The organism is Streptomyces sp. NPDC056734 (assembly GCF_042790455.1).
Lineage (GTDB): Bacteria > Actinomycetota > Actinomycetes > Streptomycetales > Streptomycetaceae > Streptomyces.
The window spans coordinates 125,775-138,636 of record NZ_JBHTZD010000022.1; the positions used below are offsets into that span (position 1 = coordinate 125,775).

General features: G+C 70.6%; 15 protein-coding genes. 8 read left to right on the top strand and 7 right to left on the bottom strand.

Features of this window, described 5'->3' with window-relative positions; translation table 11 throughout:
- Window positions 1-81: 81 nt before the first annotated feature.
- The 3 genes from ACFRFC_RS29835 to ACFRFC_RS29845 form a co-directional block, all read right to left on the bottom strand.
- Entirely contained in the window at window positions 82-918 is an 837-nt protein-coding gene (locus tag ACFRFC_RS29835; protein ID WP_382690909.1) for a transglycosylase SLT domain-containing protein, read from the bottom strand.
- Between the two features lie 297 nt (window positions 919-1,215).
- Entirely contained in the window at window positions 1,216-2,334 is a 1,119-nt protein-coding gene (locus tag ACFRFC_RS29840) for an S-adenosylmethionine:tRNA ribosyltransferase-isomerase (protein ID WP_382690912.1), read from the bottom strand.
- Entirely contained in the window at window positions 2,331-3,029 is a 699-nt protein-coding gene (locus ACFRFC_RS29845; protein ID WP_382690914.1) for an SDR family NAD(P)-dependent oxidoreductase, read from the bottom strand. The genes ACFRFC_RS29840 and ACFRFC_RS29845 overlap by 4 nt, the downstream gene beginning before the upstream one ends.
- A gap of 214 nt (window positions 3,030-3,243) precedes the next feature.
- On the opposite strand from ACFRFC_RS29845, the gene ACFRFC_RS29850 reads away from it, so the two are divergent.
- The 4 genes from ACFRFC_RS29850 to ACFRFC_RS29865 all read left to right on the top strand — a co-directional run bounded on the left by ACFRFC_RS29850 (window position 3,244) and on the right by ACFRFC_RS29865 (window position 5,937).
- The gene (locus ACFRFC_RS29850; RefSeq protein ID WP_382690916.1) at window positions 3,244-4,389 is read left to right on the top strand and encodes a GAF domain-containing sensor histidine kinase; all 1,146 of its coding nucleotides are present in this window, start codon (window positions 3,244-3,246) and stop codon (window positions 4,387-4,389) included.
- Window positions 4,382-5,023 carry a response regulator gene (locus ACFRFC_RS29855; RefSeq protein ID WP_382690919.1) on the top strand — a complete coding sequence of 214 codons (642 nt, stop codon included), beginning with the start codon at window positions 4,382-4,384 and terminating at the stop codon, window positions 5,021-5,023. Before ACFRFC_RS29850 ends, ACFRFC_RS29855 begins: the two co-directional genes overlap by 8 nt.
- A 221-nt stretch (window positions 5,024-5,244) precedes the next feature.
- Entirely contained in the window at window positions 5,245-5,490 is a 246-nt protein-coding gene (locus tag ACFRFC_RS29860; RefSeq protein ID WP_382690922.1) for a chaplin, read from the top strand.
- Between the two features lie 207 nt (window positions 5,491-5,697).
- On the top strand, window positions 5,698-5,937 hold the full coding sequence (locus tag ACFRFC_RS29865) for a chaplin (protein WP_382690924.1): 240 nt from the start codon (window positions 5,698-5,700) through the stop codon (window positions 5,935-5,937).
- Window positions 5,938-6,168: 231 nt separating this feature from the next.
- Here ACFRFC_RS29865 and ACFRFC_RS29870 read toward each other — a convergent pair whose 3' ends face one another.
- Window positions 6,169-6,972 (bottom strand): hypothetical protein, encoded by an 804-nt coding sequence (locus ACFRFC_RS29870; protein WP_382690927.1) that lies wholly within the window; start codon window positions 6,970-6,972, stop codon window positions 6,169-6,171.
- 153 nt (window positions 6,973-7,125) lie between these two features.
- Here ACFRFC_RS29870 and ACFRFC_RS29875 point away from each other — a divergent pair, with 153 nt between their 5' ends.
- The 3 genes from ACFRFC_RS29875 (at window position 7,126) to ACFRFC_RS29885 (ending at window position 9,523) form a co-directional block, all read left to right on the top strand.
- A complete protein-coding gene (locus tag ACFRFC_RS29875) occupies window positions 7,126-7,917 on the top strand; it encodes an ABC transporter ATP-binding protein (protein ID WP_382690930.1) in 792 nt (263 codons plus the stop codon).
- An 88-nt stretch (window positions 7,918-8,005) separates the two neighbouring features.
- Window positions 8,006-8,440 carry an NfeD family protein gene (locus tag ACFRFC_RS29880; protein WP_382690934.1) on the top strand — a complete coding sequence of 145 codons (435 nt, stop codon included), beginning with the start codon at window positions 8,006-8,008 and terminating at the stop codon, window positions 8,438-8,440.
- A 135-nt stretch (window positions 8,441-8,575) separates the two neighbouring features.
- Window positions 8,576-9,523: an SPFH domain-containing protein gene (locus ACFRFC_RS29885; protein WP_382690937.1), complete on the top strand. Its 948-nt coding sequence runs from the start codon at window positions 8,576-8,578 to the stop codon at window positions 9,521-9,523.
- Window positions 9,524-9,642: 119 nt separating this feature from the next.
- Here the strand turns inward: ACFRFC_RS29885 and ACFRFC_RS29890 are convergent, their stop codons facing one another.
- From ACFRFC_RS29890 to ACFRFC_RS29900, 3 genes are all read right to left on the bottom strand, one after another.
- Window positions 9,643-10,149 carry an HNH endonuclease gene (locus ACFRFC_RS29890; protein WP_382690939.1) on the bottom strand — a complete coding sequence of 169 codons (507 nt, stop codon included), beginning with the start codon at window positions 10,147-10,149 and terminating at the stop codon, window positions 9,643-9,645.
- Between the two features lie 222 nt (window positions 10,150-10,371).
- Complete coding sequence (locus tag ACFRFC_RS29895; protein ID WP_382690942.1) at window positions 10,372-10,911, bottom strand: YbhB/YbcL family Raf kinase inhibitor-like protein; 540 nt, start codon at window positions 10,909-10,911, stop codon at window positions 10,372-10,374.
- 47 nt (window positions 10,912-10,958) lie between these two features.
- On the bottom strand, window positions 10,959-11,741 hold the full coding sequence (locus ACFRFC_RS29900) for a sporulation protein (protein ID WP_382690944.1): 783 nt from the start codon (window positions 11,739-11,741) through the stop codon (window positions 10,959-10,961).
- 161 nt (window positions 11,742-11,902) lie between these two features.
- Between ACFRFC_RS29900 and ACFRFC_RS29905 the strand changes: the two genes are divergently transcribed.
- Entirely contained in the window at window positions 11,903-12,553 is a 651-nt protein-coding gene (locus tag ACFRFC_RS29905) for a DNA-3-methyladenine glycosylase (RefSeq protein WP_382690946.1), read from the top strand.
- The last annotated feature ends 309 nt before the right edge of the window (window positions 12,554-12,862 follow it).

Here is a 12,862-nt window from a genome sequence, read left to right on the forward strand (position 1 = left end):
GCCGGACGCATCGGCATGACCGAGGCGACCGACGTGACAGACGTGACGGACGTGCCGGACGCGCTGGTCCCCGGCGGCGACTCAGTACGCGCCGAAGACGTTGTCGATCGAGCCGTACCGATCGGCCGCGTAGTTGGCGGCGGCGACGATGTTGGCGATCGGGTCGTAGATGTTCTTCGGGGTACCGGAGACGTGGTACGCCGCGAAGGTCGGCGGGATCACCTGGAGCAGCCCCTTGGACGGGATGCCGTTGATGGCGTTGATGTCCCAGTTGTTGATCGCGTTCGGGTTGCCGGAGGACTCCCGCAGGATGTTGCGGTGCAGCCCGTCGTAGCTGCCCGGGATGCCCTTGGAGTCCATGATGTCCAGCGACTCACGGATCCAGCCGTCGAGGTTGTTCGGGTACGTCGGCGCGGCGGCCGGCTTGCTCTGCGGGCGCTGGGCGGAGCGGCTCGGGGACTGCTGCTCGGCCTTGCGCTCGGCGGCGGCCTTCGCGGCTGCCTTCGCGACGGCCTGCTGCTTCGCTTCCGTCTTGGCCTTGCGGGCGTCGGCGGCGGCCTGCTTCTTGGCCTGGATGGCCTCGATCTTGACGCTGGCACCGGCGAGCTGGTCGGTGACGCTGGCCCGGACGTCCTTGATCGGCTCGGTCCGGTAGGTGAGCTGCGCGGTGGAGGAGGCGTCCGCGGCGACCGTCTCGCCGCCCGCGGGGACCACGGTGAAGGCGAGCGTGGCGGCGCTGAGCGCACCGACCCCGGCAAGGGCGAACCTGCGCTGCCGGGGCAGCGCCCGGCCGCGAGCGGCGGCACGGGACAGACCGGCCCGACCGGTGTCGGCGGCACGGGACAGACCGGCACGACCGGTCTGGGCGGCACGACCGGTCCGAGCGGCAAGACCGGAAAGCTTGAAGTTCTTCGGCATGGCGAATGGACCTCTTCGAATAGCGCGGAGGCCGCTCAACGTCCGCCGGAACAGGGGACTGTCCGCGAGAAAGCCACGGGAAAGAACCCGCGGCGCTGAGCGACGGCAGCCATTCTTAGCTGTCGCAAAAATGCCTGGCAAAGGTGTGACGTACGAAGCCGGGTAGTGGATCCTAGAAGTGCAAAACGGGACAGACTGGGCCGTCTGTCCCGTTCACGTGGCAGGTCTTGATCTCCTACTTACCTTCGTACGTGATGTGGGTCCTATGTGCGGGGTCACATCCGTGGTGTAGCGGTCTCACCAACAGTTGCCGGAGCAACTCCCAGCGTGAGGGCCCTCCTCCGGAAGGAGGAGATGTACGTCCCCGAACTCGTGCCACAGATAGCGCCCGCGCAGCGCCGCCTCGTACCCACGGCCGATCGCCGCCCGCCCCGCGACCGCCTCCAGCATCAGCAGATGCGACGCCTCCGGCTCGTGCAGCCCGGTCAGCAGCCCGTCCACCACCCGCACGCCGCGCTCCGGCGTCACCACCAGGTCCGTCCACCCCTCGGCCGCCCGGACCGCCCCCGCGGGCCCCACGGCGGACTCCACGGCCCGTACGGCGGTCGTCCCCACCGCGATCACCCGCCCACCACCCTCCCGGGAGAGCGCCCCGCGCCCCTTCCTCCCGCCCTTCACGGCGTTGATCAGCCGCGCGGAGGCCGCCGGCACCGCGAACCGTTCCGGATACGGCGGCTCGTGCGCCTCCCCCGACGCCACCCCCGTGTGCAGCGTGACCGGCGCGAACTGCACCCCCCGGCTCACCAGCTCCGCCACCAGCCGCGCGGTGAAGGGCCGCGCCGCGCTCGGCATCTCCGCGCTGCCCGACCCGTCATCCGCCGGCAGCGCGAACACCGTCTGATACACGGACAGCGGCTGATCCCGCTCCGTATAGGAATAGCGAATGGGCCGCCCGTGCTCCCGCAGCAGCCCCGCCACCTCCGGATCCGACACCCGCGCCCACCACAGCCGCCGCCCGTCCGCGCTCACCGGCTCCTCCAGCACCAGCCGCACACCCCCGGGCAGCCCCACCACCGCCCCCTCGGGGCCACCCGCACGCGCGCGCGTGGTGCCCCTGCCGTCCGGATCCCGCAGCTCCACGGCCCACCGTCCGTCATCGCCATGGGTCGAGAAATGCACCACCACGCGCGCGTGCCCGAGGATCCCGTCCACGGCCGCCGTCAGCGTCGGCGACGTGTTCACCACCAGCAGGTCCCCGGCCCGCAGCAGCAAGGGCAGCTCCGCGAACACATGGTGCGAGATCTCGCACCCCTGCGACACCAGCAGCCGCACGGCGTCCCGGCCCAGCCCGGTCCCCCGCTGCTCGGCGGGCACCCGCGCGGACAGCTCCCCGGGAACCCTCAGGGCGAGCGTCACCGCACCCCCTCCAGCAGCGACGGCGCGCTGTAGCGCCCGCTCACCGGACGCTCGTCCAGCAGCCGCAGGAACGCCGGCACCACGGCGACCGGCTCCGGCCGCGGATCGGTGTCCTGCGGTACGGCCGCCGCGTACAGGTCCGTCGCCATGTCCCCGGGATCCACCGCCCAGACCCGCAGACCGGGCTCCTCGGCGCCCAGCACGGCCGCCAGGTGGTCCAGGGCCGCCTTGGACGCCCCGTAGCCGCCCCACGTCTCGTACGCCTCCGCCGCCGCGTCCGAGCTGATCGCGATCACCGTGCCCGCGCCGGAGACCCGCAGCAGCGGCAGCGCCTCCTGCACCAGCCCCAGCGCCGCCACCGCGTTGACCTCCAGCGCCCGCCGCAACCCCGCCAGCGGCAGCTCCTCCAGCCGCACCAGCGGCTCGGCGCCCAGCGCGCTCGCGTTGCTCACCAGCAGATCGACGCCGCCCAGCCGCCAGGCCGCCGCCACCAGCGCCGCGCGGTGCCCGGCGTCCGTCACATCCCCGGCGAACGCCTCCACGCGCGTGCCGTGCGCCGAGACGGCCCCGGCCGTCTGGGCCAGCACGTCGGCGGTACGGGCGTTCAGCACCAGATCCCAGCCCCGCGCGGCCAGCGCGTCGGCCAGCGCCCGCCCCAGCCCCTTCGACGCACCCGTGATGATCGCAACCGGCATGGCACACGTCCCCTCGTCCTCAACCGCCGTACGGTCCGGCGTGCCCTCACGGTAGGAACCGCCCCGCCCCCTCCGCCTCGGGCGCGAGCCGCAATCCGACGGGCCCTTCGGCCTACGCCGCCGATCTGCGACCTCAGCCCTAGGTCCGGCGGCCCAGACCGGGGCCATCGCCGGTCCGATCCGCGTTGTCGGACCCCGCCGGTACCGTGAGGTCATGAGTCAAGGCCCCCGGTCCGGCCTCGCCGCGATCAGCGCCGCGCTGCTGGCCATGAGCAGGCACCTGGAGGTGCACGACGTCCTCAAGACGATCGTCGCCTCCGCCCGCGAGCTGCTCGACGCCGAGTACGCGGCCCTGGGCGTCCCGGACGACCACGGCGGCTTCGCCCAGTTCGTCGTCGACGGCGTCAGCGATGCCCAGTGGAAGGCCATCGGCCCGCTCCCGCGCCAGCACGGCGTCCTCGCCGCGATGCTGCGCGACGCCAAGCCGCAGCGCCTGGCCGATGTGCGCAAGGACACCCGCTTCGGCGGCTGGCCCAGCGCCCACCCCGACCTGGTCGACTTCCTGGGCCTGCCCATCCGCGACGGCGACGAGATCATCGGCGCCCTCTTCCTGGCGAACAAGCGGTGCCCCAAACCGGACGGCGGCTGCGGCTTCACCGAGGACGACGAGGACGTCCTCGGGATCCTCGCCCAGCACGCCGCGATCGCCCTGACCAATGCCCGCCTCTACGAGCGCAGCCGCGAACTGACCATCGCGGAGGAGCGCTCCCGCCTCGCCCATGAGCTTCACGACGCCGTCAGCCAGAAGCTGTTCTCCCTGCGCCTGACCGCCCAGGCCGCCACCGCCCTCGTCGACCGCGACCCGGCCCGCGCCAAGGACGAGCTGCACCAGGTGGCCGCCCTCGCCGCCGAAGCCGCCGAAGAACTGCGCGCCGCCGTCGTGGAGCTGCGCCCCGCCGCCCTGGACGAGGACGGTCTCGTCCACACCCTGCGCACCCAGATCCACGTCCTGGACCGCGCCCACAGCGCCCGCGTGACCTTCACCGCGCGCGGCATGCGCGCCCTGCCCGCCGCCCAGGAAGAAGCCCTGCTGCGCGTCGCCCAGGAGGCCCTGCACAACGCGCTGCGGCACTCCGGCGCACCCTGCGTCGAGGTCGTCCTGGAGCGCCGCGGCAGCGGCGCCGTCCTGCGCATCCAGGACGACGGCGGCGGCTTCGACCCGCGTACGGTCCGCCGCGCGGGCCGGCACCTGGGCCTGGTCTCCATGCGCGACCGCGCCAGCGGCGTGGGCGGCCGGCTGAGGGTGGAATCGGCGCCCGGCTCGGGCACCACGATCGAGATGGAGGTTCCCGGTGGCTGACGCAATCAGGGTGCTGCTCGTCGACGACCACCAGGTGGTCCGCCGGGGACTGCGCACCTTCCTGGAAGTGCAGGACGACATCGAGGTCGTCGGCGAGGCCGCCGACGGCGCCGAGGGCGTCGCCCGCGCGGAGGAGCTGCGGCCCGACGTCATCCTCATGGACGTCAAGATGCCCGGCATGGACGGCGTGGAGGCGCTGCGCAAGCTCCGCGAACTCAGCCACCCCGCGCGCGTGCTGATCGTCACCAGCTTCACCGAACAGCGCACGGTGGTCCCGGCCCTGCGCGCGGGCGCCGCCGGATATGTGTACAAGGACGTCGACCCCGAGGCCCTCGCCGGTGCCATCCGCTCGGTGCACGCCGGGCATGTGCTGCTCCAGCCCGAGGTGGCCGACGCCCTCATCTGCCAGGAGGACTCCCACACGGGCCAGGGCAGAGGCGGTTCCCTCACCGAGCGTGAGCGCGAGGTGCTCTCGCTGATCGCCGACGGCCGCTCCAACCGCGAGATCGCCCGCGCCCTCGTCCTCTCCGAGAAGACCGTCAAGACCCATGTCTCGAACATCCTGATGAAACTCGACCTGGCGGACCGCACCCAGGCCGCGCTGTGGGCCGTACGTCATGGTGTGGCCGGATAACAGCCGGTTGGCGACTCCTTGGCGCCCTCTTGGCAACCCTTGGTGACCAGTTGGCGACCGGCCCGCAGCCGCTCGGTGCGGCAAACCGGAAGGTTCCCTTCCGGGCTGAGATTCATACCGTCGTGGGAATGTCCCCCAGATGGCGCATCCTTCAGGGGATCCGGCCGTTCTCCTTGCATGCCACGGTGACTGCCGTGGCGATGGCAAGGAGGGCTTGAGAAGTGAAGAACCTGAAGAAGGCAGCGGCCGTGACGATGGTGGCCGGCGGGCTCATTGCCGCCGGGGCCGGAATGGCCTCCGCCACCGACGGCTCGCTGGCGACCGGCAAGGCCGAAGGCTCTCCCGGTGCCGTCTCCGGCAACGTCATCCAGGTCCCGGTGGACGTCCCGGTCAACGCCGTCGGCAACAGCGTCAACGTCATCGGTGTGCTGAACCCGGCGTTCGGCAACCTCGGCGTCAACCACTGAGTGCCGGCCTAGCGCCGCACTGACTTCCGGCCTCCCGGTCACTCTCCGGGAGGCCGGTCCGTCTACCGGCCCGGTCTGCTTGTCCGCCCATTGATCCGAACGGGCAGTTCGACCGGCACCGCCGTGTCATGCGGAACGCTCCCGCCGTTGATCAGCGCACGACCCGCGGCCGGGTCGGACCCGCAACAGCAGGAGGAAACGCTTCTCATGAACATCGCCAAGAAGGCCGCCATGGCCCTCACCGTCGCCGGTATCGCCGCCGGTGCCTCCGCCGGTGCGGCGGTCGCCGACGCGCGCGCCGAGGGTCCGGCCGTGAAGTCGCCGGGCGTCGTCTCGGGCAACGCCATCCAGGTCCCCGTCCACGTCCCGGTCAACGTCGTCGGCAACACCATCAACGTCATCGGCCTGCTGAACCCCGCGTTCGGCAACACCGGCGTGAACCACTGACCCCAGCGCGGTCACCCAGGGGCCCCGAGTCGAGACCGACTCGGGGCCCCTTCACATCGCCGGCCACCGACCCCCTTCTCCCACCCGCCGGCCACCGGACCCCTTCTCCCACCCGCCGGCCACCGGACCTCTTCTCCCGCTCACCGGCCACCGGACTCCTTCTCCCGCTCACCGGCCACCGGACTCCTTCTCCCGCCCGCCGGCCACCGACCCCCTTCTCCCGCCCGTCGACTACCGGACCCCCTTCTCCCGCTCCTCCACAACGGAGTTGTACGCCGCGACCAGCGCCCGCCGGGCCACCCGCTCCACCGGCCGCAGCGCGGCCCCCCGCGCCGCCATCTCCGACGCGCTCACCGCCCCGGCCCGCACATCCCCGCTCGCGTGGCTCTCCTGCGCCACGGAAACCAGCAGCCCCACCCGCTGCGCCAGCTCCAGCACCCGTACCGCGCGCGGCGGATACCCCGGCGCCAGCACCTCTCGTCCCCGCTCGGCCCGCGCCCGGTACGCGTCGATCGCCGCCTCCGCGACCGGCCCCGAGGCGGCCACGTCCAGCCGCGTCAGCAGCTCCGTCGCCTCCCGCAGCGCCTCCGCCAGCTCCCGCTCCGCCTCGCCGAGCGAGGGCACATCGGCGGGCGGCGCCTCCCGTACGGCGAGACAGTGCCAGACGACCTCGACATGGACGTCGCCCTGTGGCCCGGCCTCCGACACCTCCGGCACCAGACCCAGCGAGGCGCCATGACAGATCACCGCCTCCCCGGCGTCCAACGCGCGCGCGTTGAAGTCCGGCGGGCCGCTCAGCCCCAGCGGATGCCCCGGCGCCGGCAGCGCGATCCGCAGCCCCGTCGTCCCGAGCGAGCGCAGTCGGCCGAGCGCGAGCGTGAGCCCGACCGGTGCGGACTCACCGGGCAGTGACGCCACCCGGTGCACGGCGTCCTCCCCGACGATGGCCAGCACGGCGTCATCCGGCGAGACAAATCCGGCAAGAAGAGCATTTCCCCAAGCGGCGAGGCGCCCGGAGCGCGGTTCCGAAAGCATGGGTCCACCCTAAGGACCGGACCGATGGACGGGAGCAGGTGACCTGTGGCGTAGATTTCCTTGAGGGCCTGCGCCCGCGGGCGCGGCGGACCCGAGCCACAGGCGTACGCGACTGCCGAGACCGGCCACACTGCAAGGGGAGACAACGCGCTCATGAGCGATGTTCTGGAGCTTCAGGACGTATCCGTCATCCGCGAGGGCCGCGCGCTGGTGGAGCAGGTCTCGTGGTCGGTCAAGGAAGGCGAACGCTGGGTCATCCTCGGCCCCAACGGCGCCGGCAAGACCACCCTCCTCAATGTCGCCTCCAGCTACGTCTTCCCCAGCAAGGGCACCGCCACCATCCTCGGCGACACCATGGGCAAGGTCGACGTCTTCGACCTGCGCCCCCGCATCGGCATGGCCGGCATCGCCCTCGCCGAGAAGCTCCCCAAGCGCCAGACCGTCCTGCACACCGTGCTCACCGCCGCGTACGGCATGACCGCCACCTGGCACGAGGACTACGACGAGATCGACGAGCAGCGCGCCCGCGCCTTCCTCGACCGGCTCGGCATGTCCGACTACCTGGACCGCCGCTTCGGCACCCTTTCCGAGGGCGAGCGCAAGCGCACCCTGATCGCCCGCGCCCTGATGACCGACCCCGAACTCCTCCTGCTCGACGAGCCCGCCGCCGGACTCGACCTCGGCGGCCGTGAGGATCTCGTGCGCCGCCTCGGCCGCCTCGCCCGCGACCCGATCGCCCCCTCCATGATCATGGTCACCCACCATGTCGAGGAGATCGCCCCCGGCTTCACCCACGTCCTCATGATCCGCCAGGGCAAGGTCCTCGCCGCCGGCCCGCTGGAACTCGAACTCAGCTCCCGCAACCTCTCCCTCTGCTTCGGCCTCCCCCTCGTCGTCGAGCAGGTCGGCGACCGCTGGACGGCACGGGGCCTCCCGCTGTCCTGAAACCTCCCGAACCCCCAAGAAAACCAGGGGTCCACAACCCCCTTTGCACCCTGTCCGCGAACCGACCCGCGGTCATACCATTGATGGTGTGGACAACATCGACGCCTGGGTCTGGTGGCTCATCGGCGCGGCAGCACTCGGCATCCCGCTCGTGGTGACCACGATGCCGGAGTTCGGGATGTTCGCCGTCGGCGCCCTCGCGGCGGCCGGTGTGGCAGGGCTCGGCGGCGGTGTCGTCGCCCAGGTTCTCGTCTTCGTGATCGTCTCCGTCGCCCTGGTCGCCGTCGTCCGCCCCATCGCGGCCCGACATCGCCGGCAGAGCCCCCAACTGGCCACCGGCATCGACGCGTTGAAGGGCAGACAGGCCGTCGTCCTGGAGCGCGTCGACGGCTCGGGCAGCGGCAGGATCAAGCTCGCCGGTGAGATCTGGTCGGCCCGCTCCCTGGACTCGGACCGCAGCTACGAGGCGGGCCAGCAAGTGGATGTCGTCGACATCGAGGGAGCCACCGCGATCGTCATCTGACCTCCGCGGGACCAACTGACCGAACATCCCCCGAGGCCTACGACGGTCTGACAGACTCGACCAGCAAGATCTTCAACAAGCATAAGATCTGCAACCGTAGGTCCGCCAAGGCGGAGAAGGGTACGGGCAGCGACGATGGAACCGGTCATCATCGTCTTGATCATCCTGGTGGTGTTGGTCTTCATCGCCCTGATCAAGACGATCCAAGTCATCCCGCAGGCGAGCGCCTCGATCGTGGAACGCTTCGGCCGTTACACGCGGACGCTCAACGCGGGCCTGAACATTGTCGTGCCGTTCATCGACACCATCCGCAACCGCATCGACCTGCGTGAACAGGTCGTCCCCTTCCCGCCGCAGCCGGTGATCACCCAGGACAACCTGGTCGTCAACATCGACACGGTCATCTACTACCAGGTCACCGACGCCCGCGCCGCGACCTACGAAGTCGCCAGCTACATCCAGGCGATCGAACAGCTCACGGTCACCACCCTGCGCAACATCATCGGTGGCATGGACCTGGAGCGCACCCTCACCTCCCGCGAGGAGATCAACGCGGCCCTGCGCGGGGTCCTCGACGAGGCCACCGGCAAATGGGGCATCCGCGTCAACCGCGTCGAACTGAAGGCGATCGAGCCGCCCACCTCCATCCAGGACTCGATGGAGAAGCAGATGCGCGCCGACCGCGACAAGCGCGCCGCGATCCTCCAGGCCGAAGGTGTCCGCCAGTCCGAGATCCTGCGCGCCGAGGGCGAGAAGCAGTCCCAGATCCTGCGCGCCGAAGGTGAGGCCAAGGCAGCCGCCCTGCGCGCCGAAGGCGAGGCCCAGGCGGTCCGTACGGTCTTCGAGGCCATCCACGCCGGAGACCCCGACCAGAAGCTGCTCAGCTACCAGTACCTCCAGATGCTCCCGAAGATCGCCGAGGGCAACGCCAACAAGCTCTGGATCGTCCCCAGCGAGATCGGCGACGCCCTCAAGGGCCTCTCCGGCGCCATGGGCAACTTCGGTGGCCTGGGCGGAGGCAACGGCCAAAGCGCCCCGCCCCCGGCCCCGACGGAACGCCGCGAGAAGCCGTCGATCGACTGACCGGCAGGACCTGGAAACGCGGAGTCCCCGCACCCACCACGAGGGTGCGGGGACTCCGCGTTTCCGGCGACACTCAACGCACCGCCACAAGACCCCGGCAGGCCCTGCGGCGAAAGACTCTAAGCGGCGGCCGACGCCAGCCAGTCGGGCAGTGCCGCATAGTCGTCCTGGGCCAGCGTCAGCAGCATCGCGTCCGCGGGGGTCGGCTCGAACGGCGCCCGGAGCAGCGGCATCCCCGCCTCGTCCGGCGTCCGATTCGCCTTGCGGTGATTGTCCTCCGCGCACGAGGCCACCGTGTTCAGCCAGCTGTCCTGCCCGCCCTGCGACCTCGGCAGCACATGGTCCACGGTCGTCGCCCGCCGCCCGCAGTACGCGCACCGGTGCCGGTCCCGCACCAGCACGCCCCGCCTGGACCACGGCGCTCGTCTTCGGAACGGCACCCTCACATACCGGCACAGCCGGATCACCCGGGGCGCCGGTATGTCCACGGCCGCTCCGCGCATCCGCAGTTCGGGGTGGGCCTGCTCGACGACGGCCTTGTCCTGGAGCACCAGCACGACGGCTCGATTCAGCGTCACTGTCGACAGCGGCTCAAAGCTCGCGTTGAGCACCAGCGTGTCGCGCATTTCCCGCCCACCTCCCGTGTCGCACCCGCCCACCCCCTGGCGGGCTGGGATCAACTCTGGCCGGGCACGCCGAGATGGACAACGCAATATCCGCTGCTCCGCGAGGGATGGCCCCGAGAGGTGACCCTCGCGCCCCCGGCAACAAAAATGCCCGCCCCTGATCACTTCCAAGACCAGAGGCGGGCAAACGTTCGGTGAACCCTCAGCGGACCGGACTGTCGATCAGCCCTGCCCGGTGTTCTCGTACTCACCGATCAGCTGAGCCCGCGCCAGCGTGTGGAACCGCAGATTGAAGCCGACCACGGCCGGACTGGCGTCCGCGTCCGGACCGAGCTTCTCCTGGTCCACCGCGTACACCGTGAAGACATACCGGTGCGGCCCGTCCCCGGGCGGCGGCGCGGCACCGCCGAAGTCCTTCGTCCCGTAGTCGTTGCGCGCGTGGACGGCACCCTCCGGCAGTCCCTCGAACTTGCCGCCGCCCGCACCGGCCGGCAGCTCGGCCACCGATGCCGGGATGTCGAACAGCACCCAGTGCCAGAACCCGCTGCCCGTCGGGGCGTCCGGGTCGTAGCAGGTCACGGCGAAGCTCTTGGTCTCCGGCGGGAACCCCTCCCACCGCAGCTGCGGCGAGACGTTGCCCGCCGCGAAGACCTGAGCGTCCTTGAGGGTCGCGCCCTCCTCGACGTCCTCACTCGTGACCGCGAAGGCGGGCACGGGCGGGTGGAAGTCGTGGGGGAGGGGCCGCCTCTTCGGCTCGGTCACTCGGTACCTCCTGATCGGATGGTTCAGCGGCTCAGTGGTCCACGAGCCTAGAACCAGTTGCGCTTGCTGCCGACCTCGGACAGCCACTGGTTGAGGTAGGCCCCCCAGTCGGTCGTGTGGTAGTCGTGCAGGCCCACCTGGAACGAGCGGAAGGTGTCACTGCTCTCGCTGAACAGCCCCGGCTTCTTGTCCATCTCCAGCACCACGTCCATGGCGGCGGAGTCGGCCACGAAGCTCAGCTCGACCTGGTTCAGCCCCCGGTACTGCTGCGGCGGCAGGAACTCGATCTCCTGGTAGAACGGCAGCTTCTGCCGCGTCCCGCGGATATGACCGCGCTCCATGTCCGCGTTCTTGAACCGGAAGCCCAGCTGGAGGAACGCGTCCAGGATCGCCTTCTGCGCGGGCAGCGGGTGCACGTTCACCGGGTCCAGGTCACCGGAGTCGACCGCACGCGCGATCTCCAGCTCGGTGGTGACACCGATGTGCATGGCCGGCAGGGCGTGCCCGTCGATCATCGTGATCGGCGTCTCCCACGGGATCTCCAGACCGAACGGGACCGTGTGCACCTGCCCGGCCGTCAGCGCGAAGGCGCCTCCGAGCCGCAGCTTCGAGAATTCGATGTCCTGCTTGTACTCGGAGTCCTGGGTCTCCACCTCGACCTTGGCCTGGAGCCCGACCGACAGCGCCTCGATCTGCTGGTCGACGGACCCGCCCTGGATCCGCACCTCACCTTGGACGACCCCGCCCGGCACGACATTGACCTCAGTCAGCACGGTCTCCACGGAGGCCCCGCCGGCTCCCAGGCTCGCGAGCAGCTTCTTGAACGCCATGTCACTCCCTCTCACGCTGTGCGCACGTGAACATCGATCCGTAATCCCTGATCCCTAGAAACGCGATCCGGACGTGTCCGGTTCCGCGCCCCCACCCTGGCAAGGCGAGGGCCCGCTGACCACCCCGTGCCGCCCGCCCGTCTGTACTACCCTCGGACGGCGTGATCGCGACCCCCGACCGTACGCCCCTGCCCAGGCACTTCTTCGACCGCCCCGTCCTGGAAGCGGCCCCCGACCTTGTCGGCCGCATCCTTGTGCGCACCACCCCGGACGGCCCGATCGCCGTACGCATCACAGAGGTCGAGGCCTACGACGGCGCCAACGACCCCGGCTCCCACGCGTACCGGGGCCGCACTCCCCGCACGGCCGTGATGTTCGGCCCGCCCGGCCATGTGTACGTCTACTTCACCTACGGCATGTGGCACTGCATGAACCTGGTCTGCGGACCGGACGGCGTCGCGAGCGCGGTCCTGCTCCGCGCCGGCGAGATCATCGAGGGCGCCGACCTCGCCCGCAAACGTCGACTCTCCGCCCGGAATGACCAAGAACTGGCCAAAGGCCCCGCCCGCCTCGCCACCGCCCTTGATGTGGACCGAGCCCTGGACGGCACGGACGCCTGCGCGGTCGGCGAAACCCCCCTGCGCATACTGACCGGCACCCCCGCCCCCGCTGACCAGGTACGCAACGGCCCACGCACGGGGGTGTCCGGCGACGGCGGCGACGGAGACATCCACCCATGGCGCTTCTGGATCGCCAACGACCCTACGGTGAGCCCCTATCGGGCCCACACCCCGAGACATCGCTCAAGTTGACGCGCCCACGGAAGGTGCGTAATGTAGCCCGAGCCGCTGAACCGGGTACTGCGCTTGTCAGCAGCCGGAGCGGCCACCCCACTAGTTACGAGAACCCTTGATCGGGTCGATTCAGTCGTGTCCGCATGTCTGAATTCGAATCCCGTGAACCCCGATTGTGAATCGGACCGGGAACCCGCTAACGTAGTGAATGTCGAAAGGCCGCCGGGCGAAAAGCCCAACGCCCCAGACAATCCCGCCGACAGGGAATCGGATCGAGAAAAGGATCTGATAGAGTCGGAGACACCGAAGGGAAGCCCGGAGGAAAGC

Excerpts from the sequence above, each read along its gene's own strand:
- ACFRFC_RS29835 (WP_382690909.1), bottom strand. The coding sequence starts at position 918 with ATGCCGAAGAACTTCAAGCTTTCCGGTCTTGCCGCTCGGACCGGTCGT.
- ACFRFC_RS29845 (WP_382690914.1), bottom strand. The coding sequence starts at position 3,029 with ATGCCGGTTGCGATCATCACGGGTGCGTCGAAGGGGCTGGGGCGGGCG.
- ACFRFC_RS29850 (WP_382690916.1), top strand. The coding sequence starts at position 3,244 with ATGAGTCAAGGCCCCCGGTCCGGCCTCGCCGCGATCAGCGCCGCGCTG.
- ACFRFC_RS29865 (WP_382690924.1), top strand. The coding sequence starts at position 5,698 with ATGAACATCGCCAAGAAGGCCGCCATGGCCCTCACCGTCGCCGGTATC.
- ACFRFC_RS29870 (WP_382690927.1), bottom strand. The coding sequence starts at position 6,972 with ATGCTTTCGGAACCGCGCTCCGGGCGCCTCGCCGCTTGGGGAAATGCT.
- ACFRFC_RS29875 (WP_382690930.1), top strand. The coding sequence starts at position 7,126 with ATGAGCGATGTTCTGGAGCTTCAGGACGTATCCGTCATCCGCGAGGGC.
- ACFRFC_RS29885 (WP_382690937.1), top strand. The coding sequence starts at position 8,576 with ATGGAACCGGTCATCATCGTCTTGATCATCCTGGTGGTGTTGGTCTTC.
- ACFRFC_RS29890 (WP_382690939.1), bottom strand. The coding sequence starts at position 10,149 with ATGCGCGACACGCTGGTGCTCAACGCGAGCTTTGAGCCGCTGTCGACA.
- ACFRFC_RS29900 (WP_382690944.1), bottom strand. The coding sequence starts at position 11,741 with ATGGCGTTCAAGAAGCTGCTCGCGAGCCTGGGAGCCGGCGGGGCCTCC.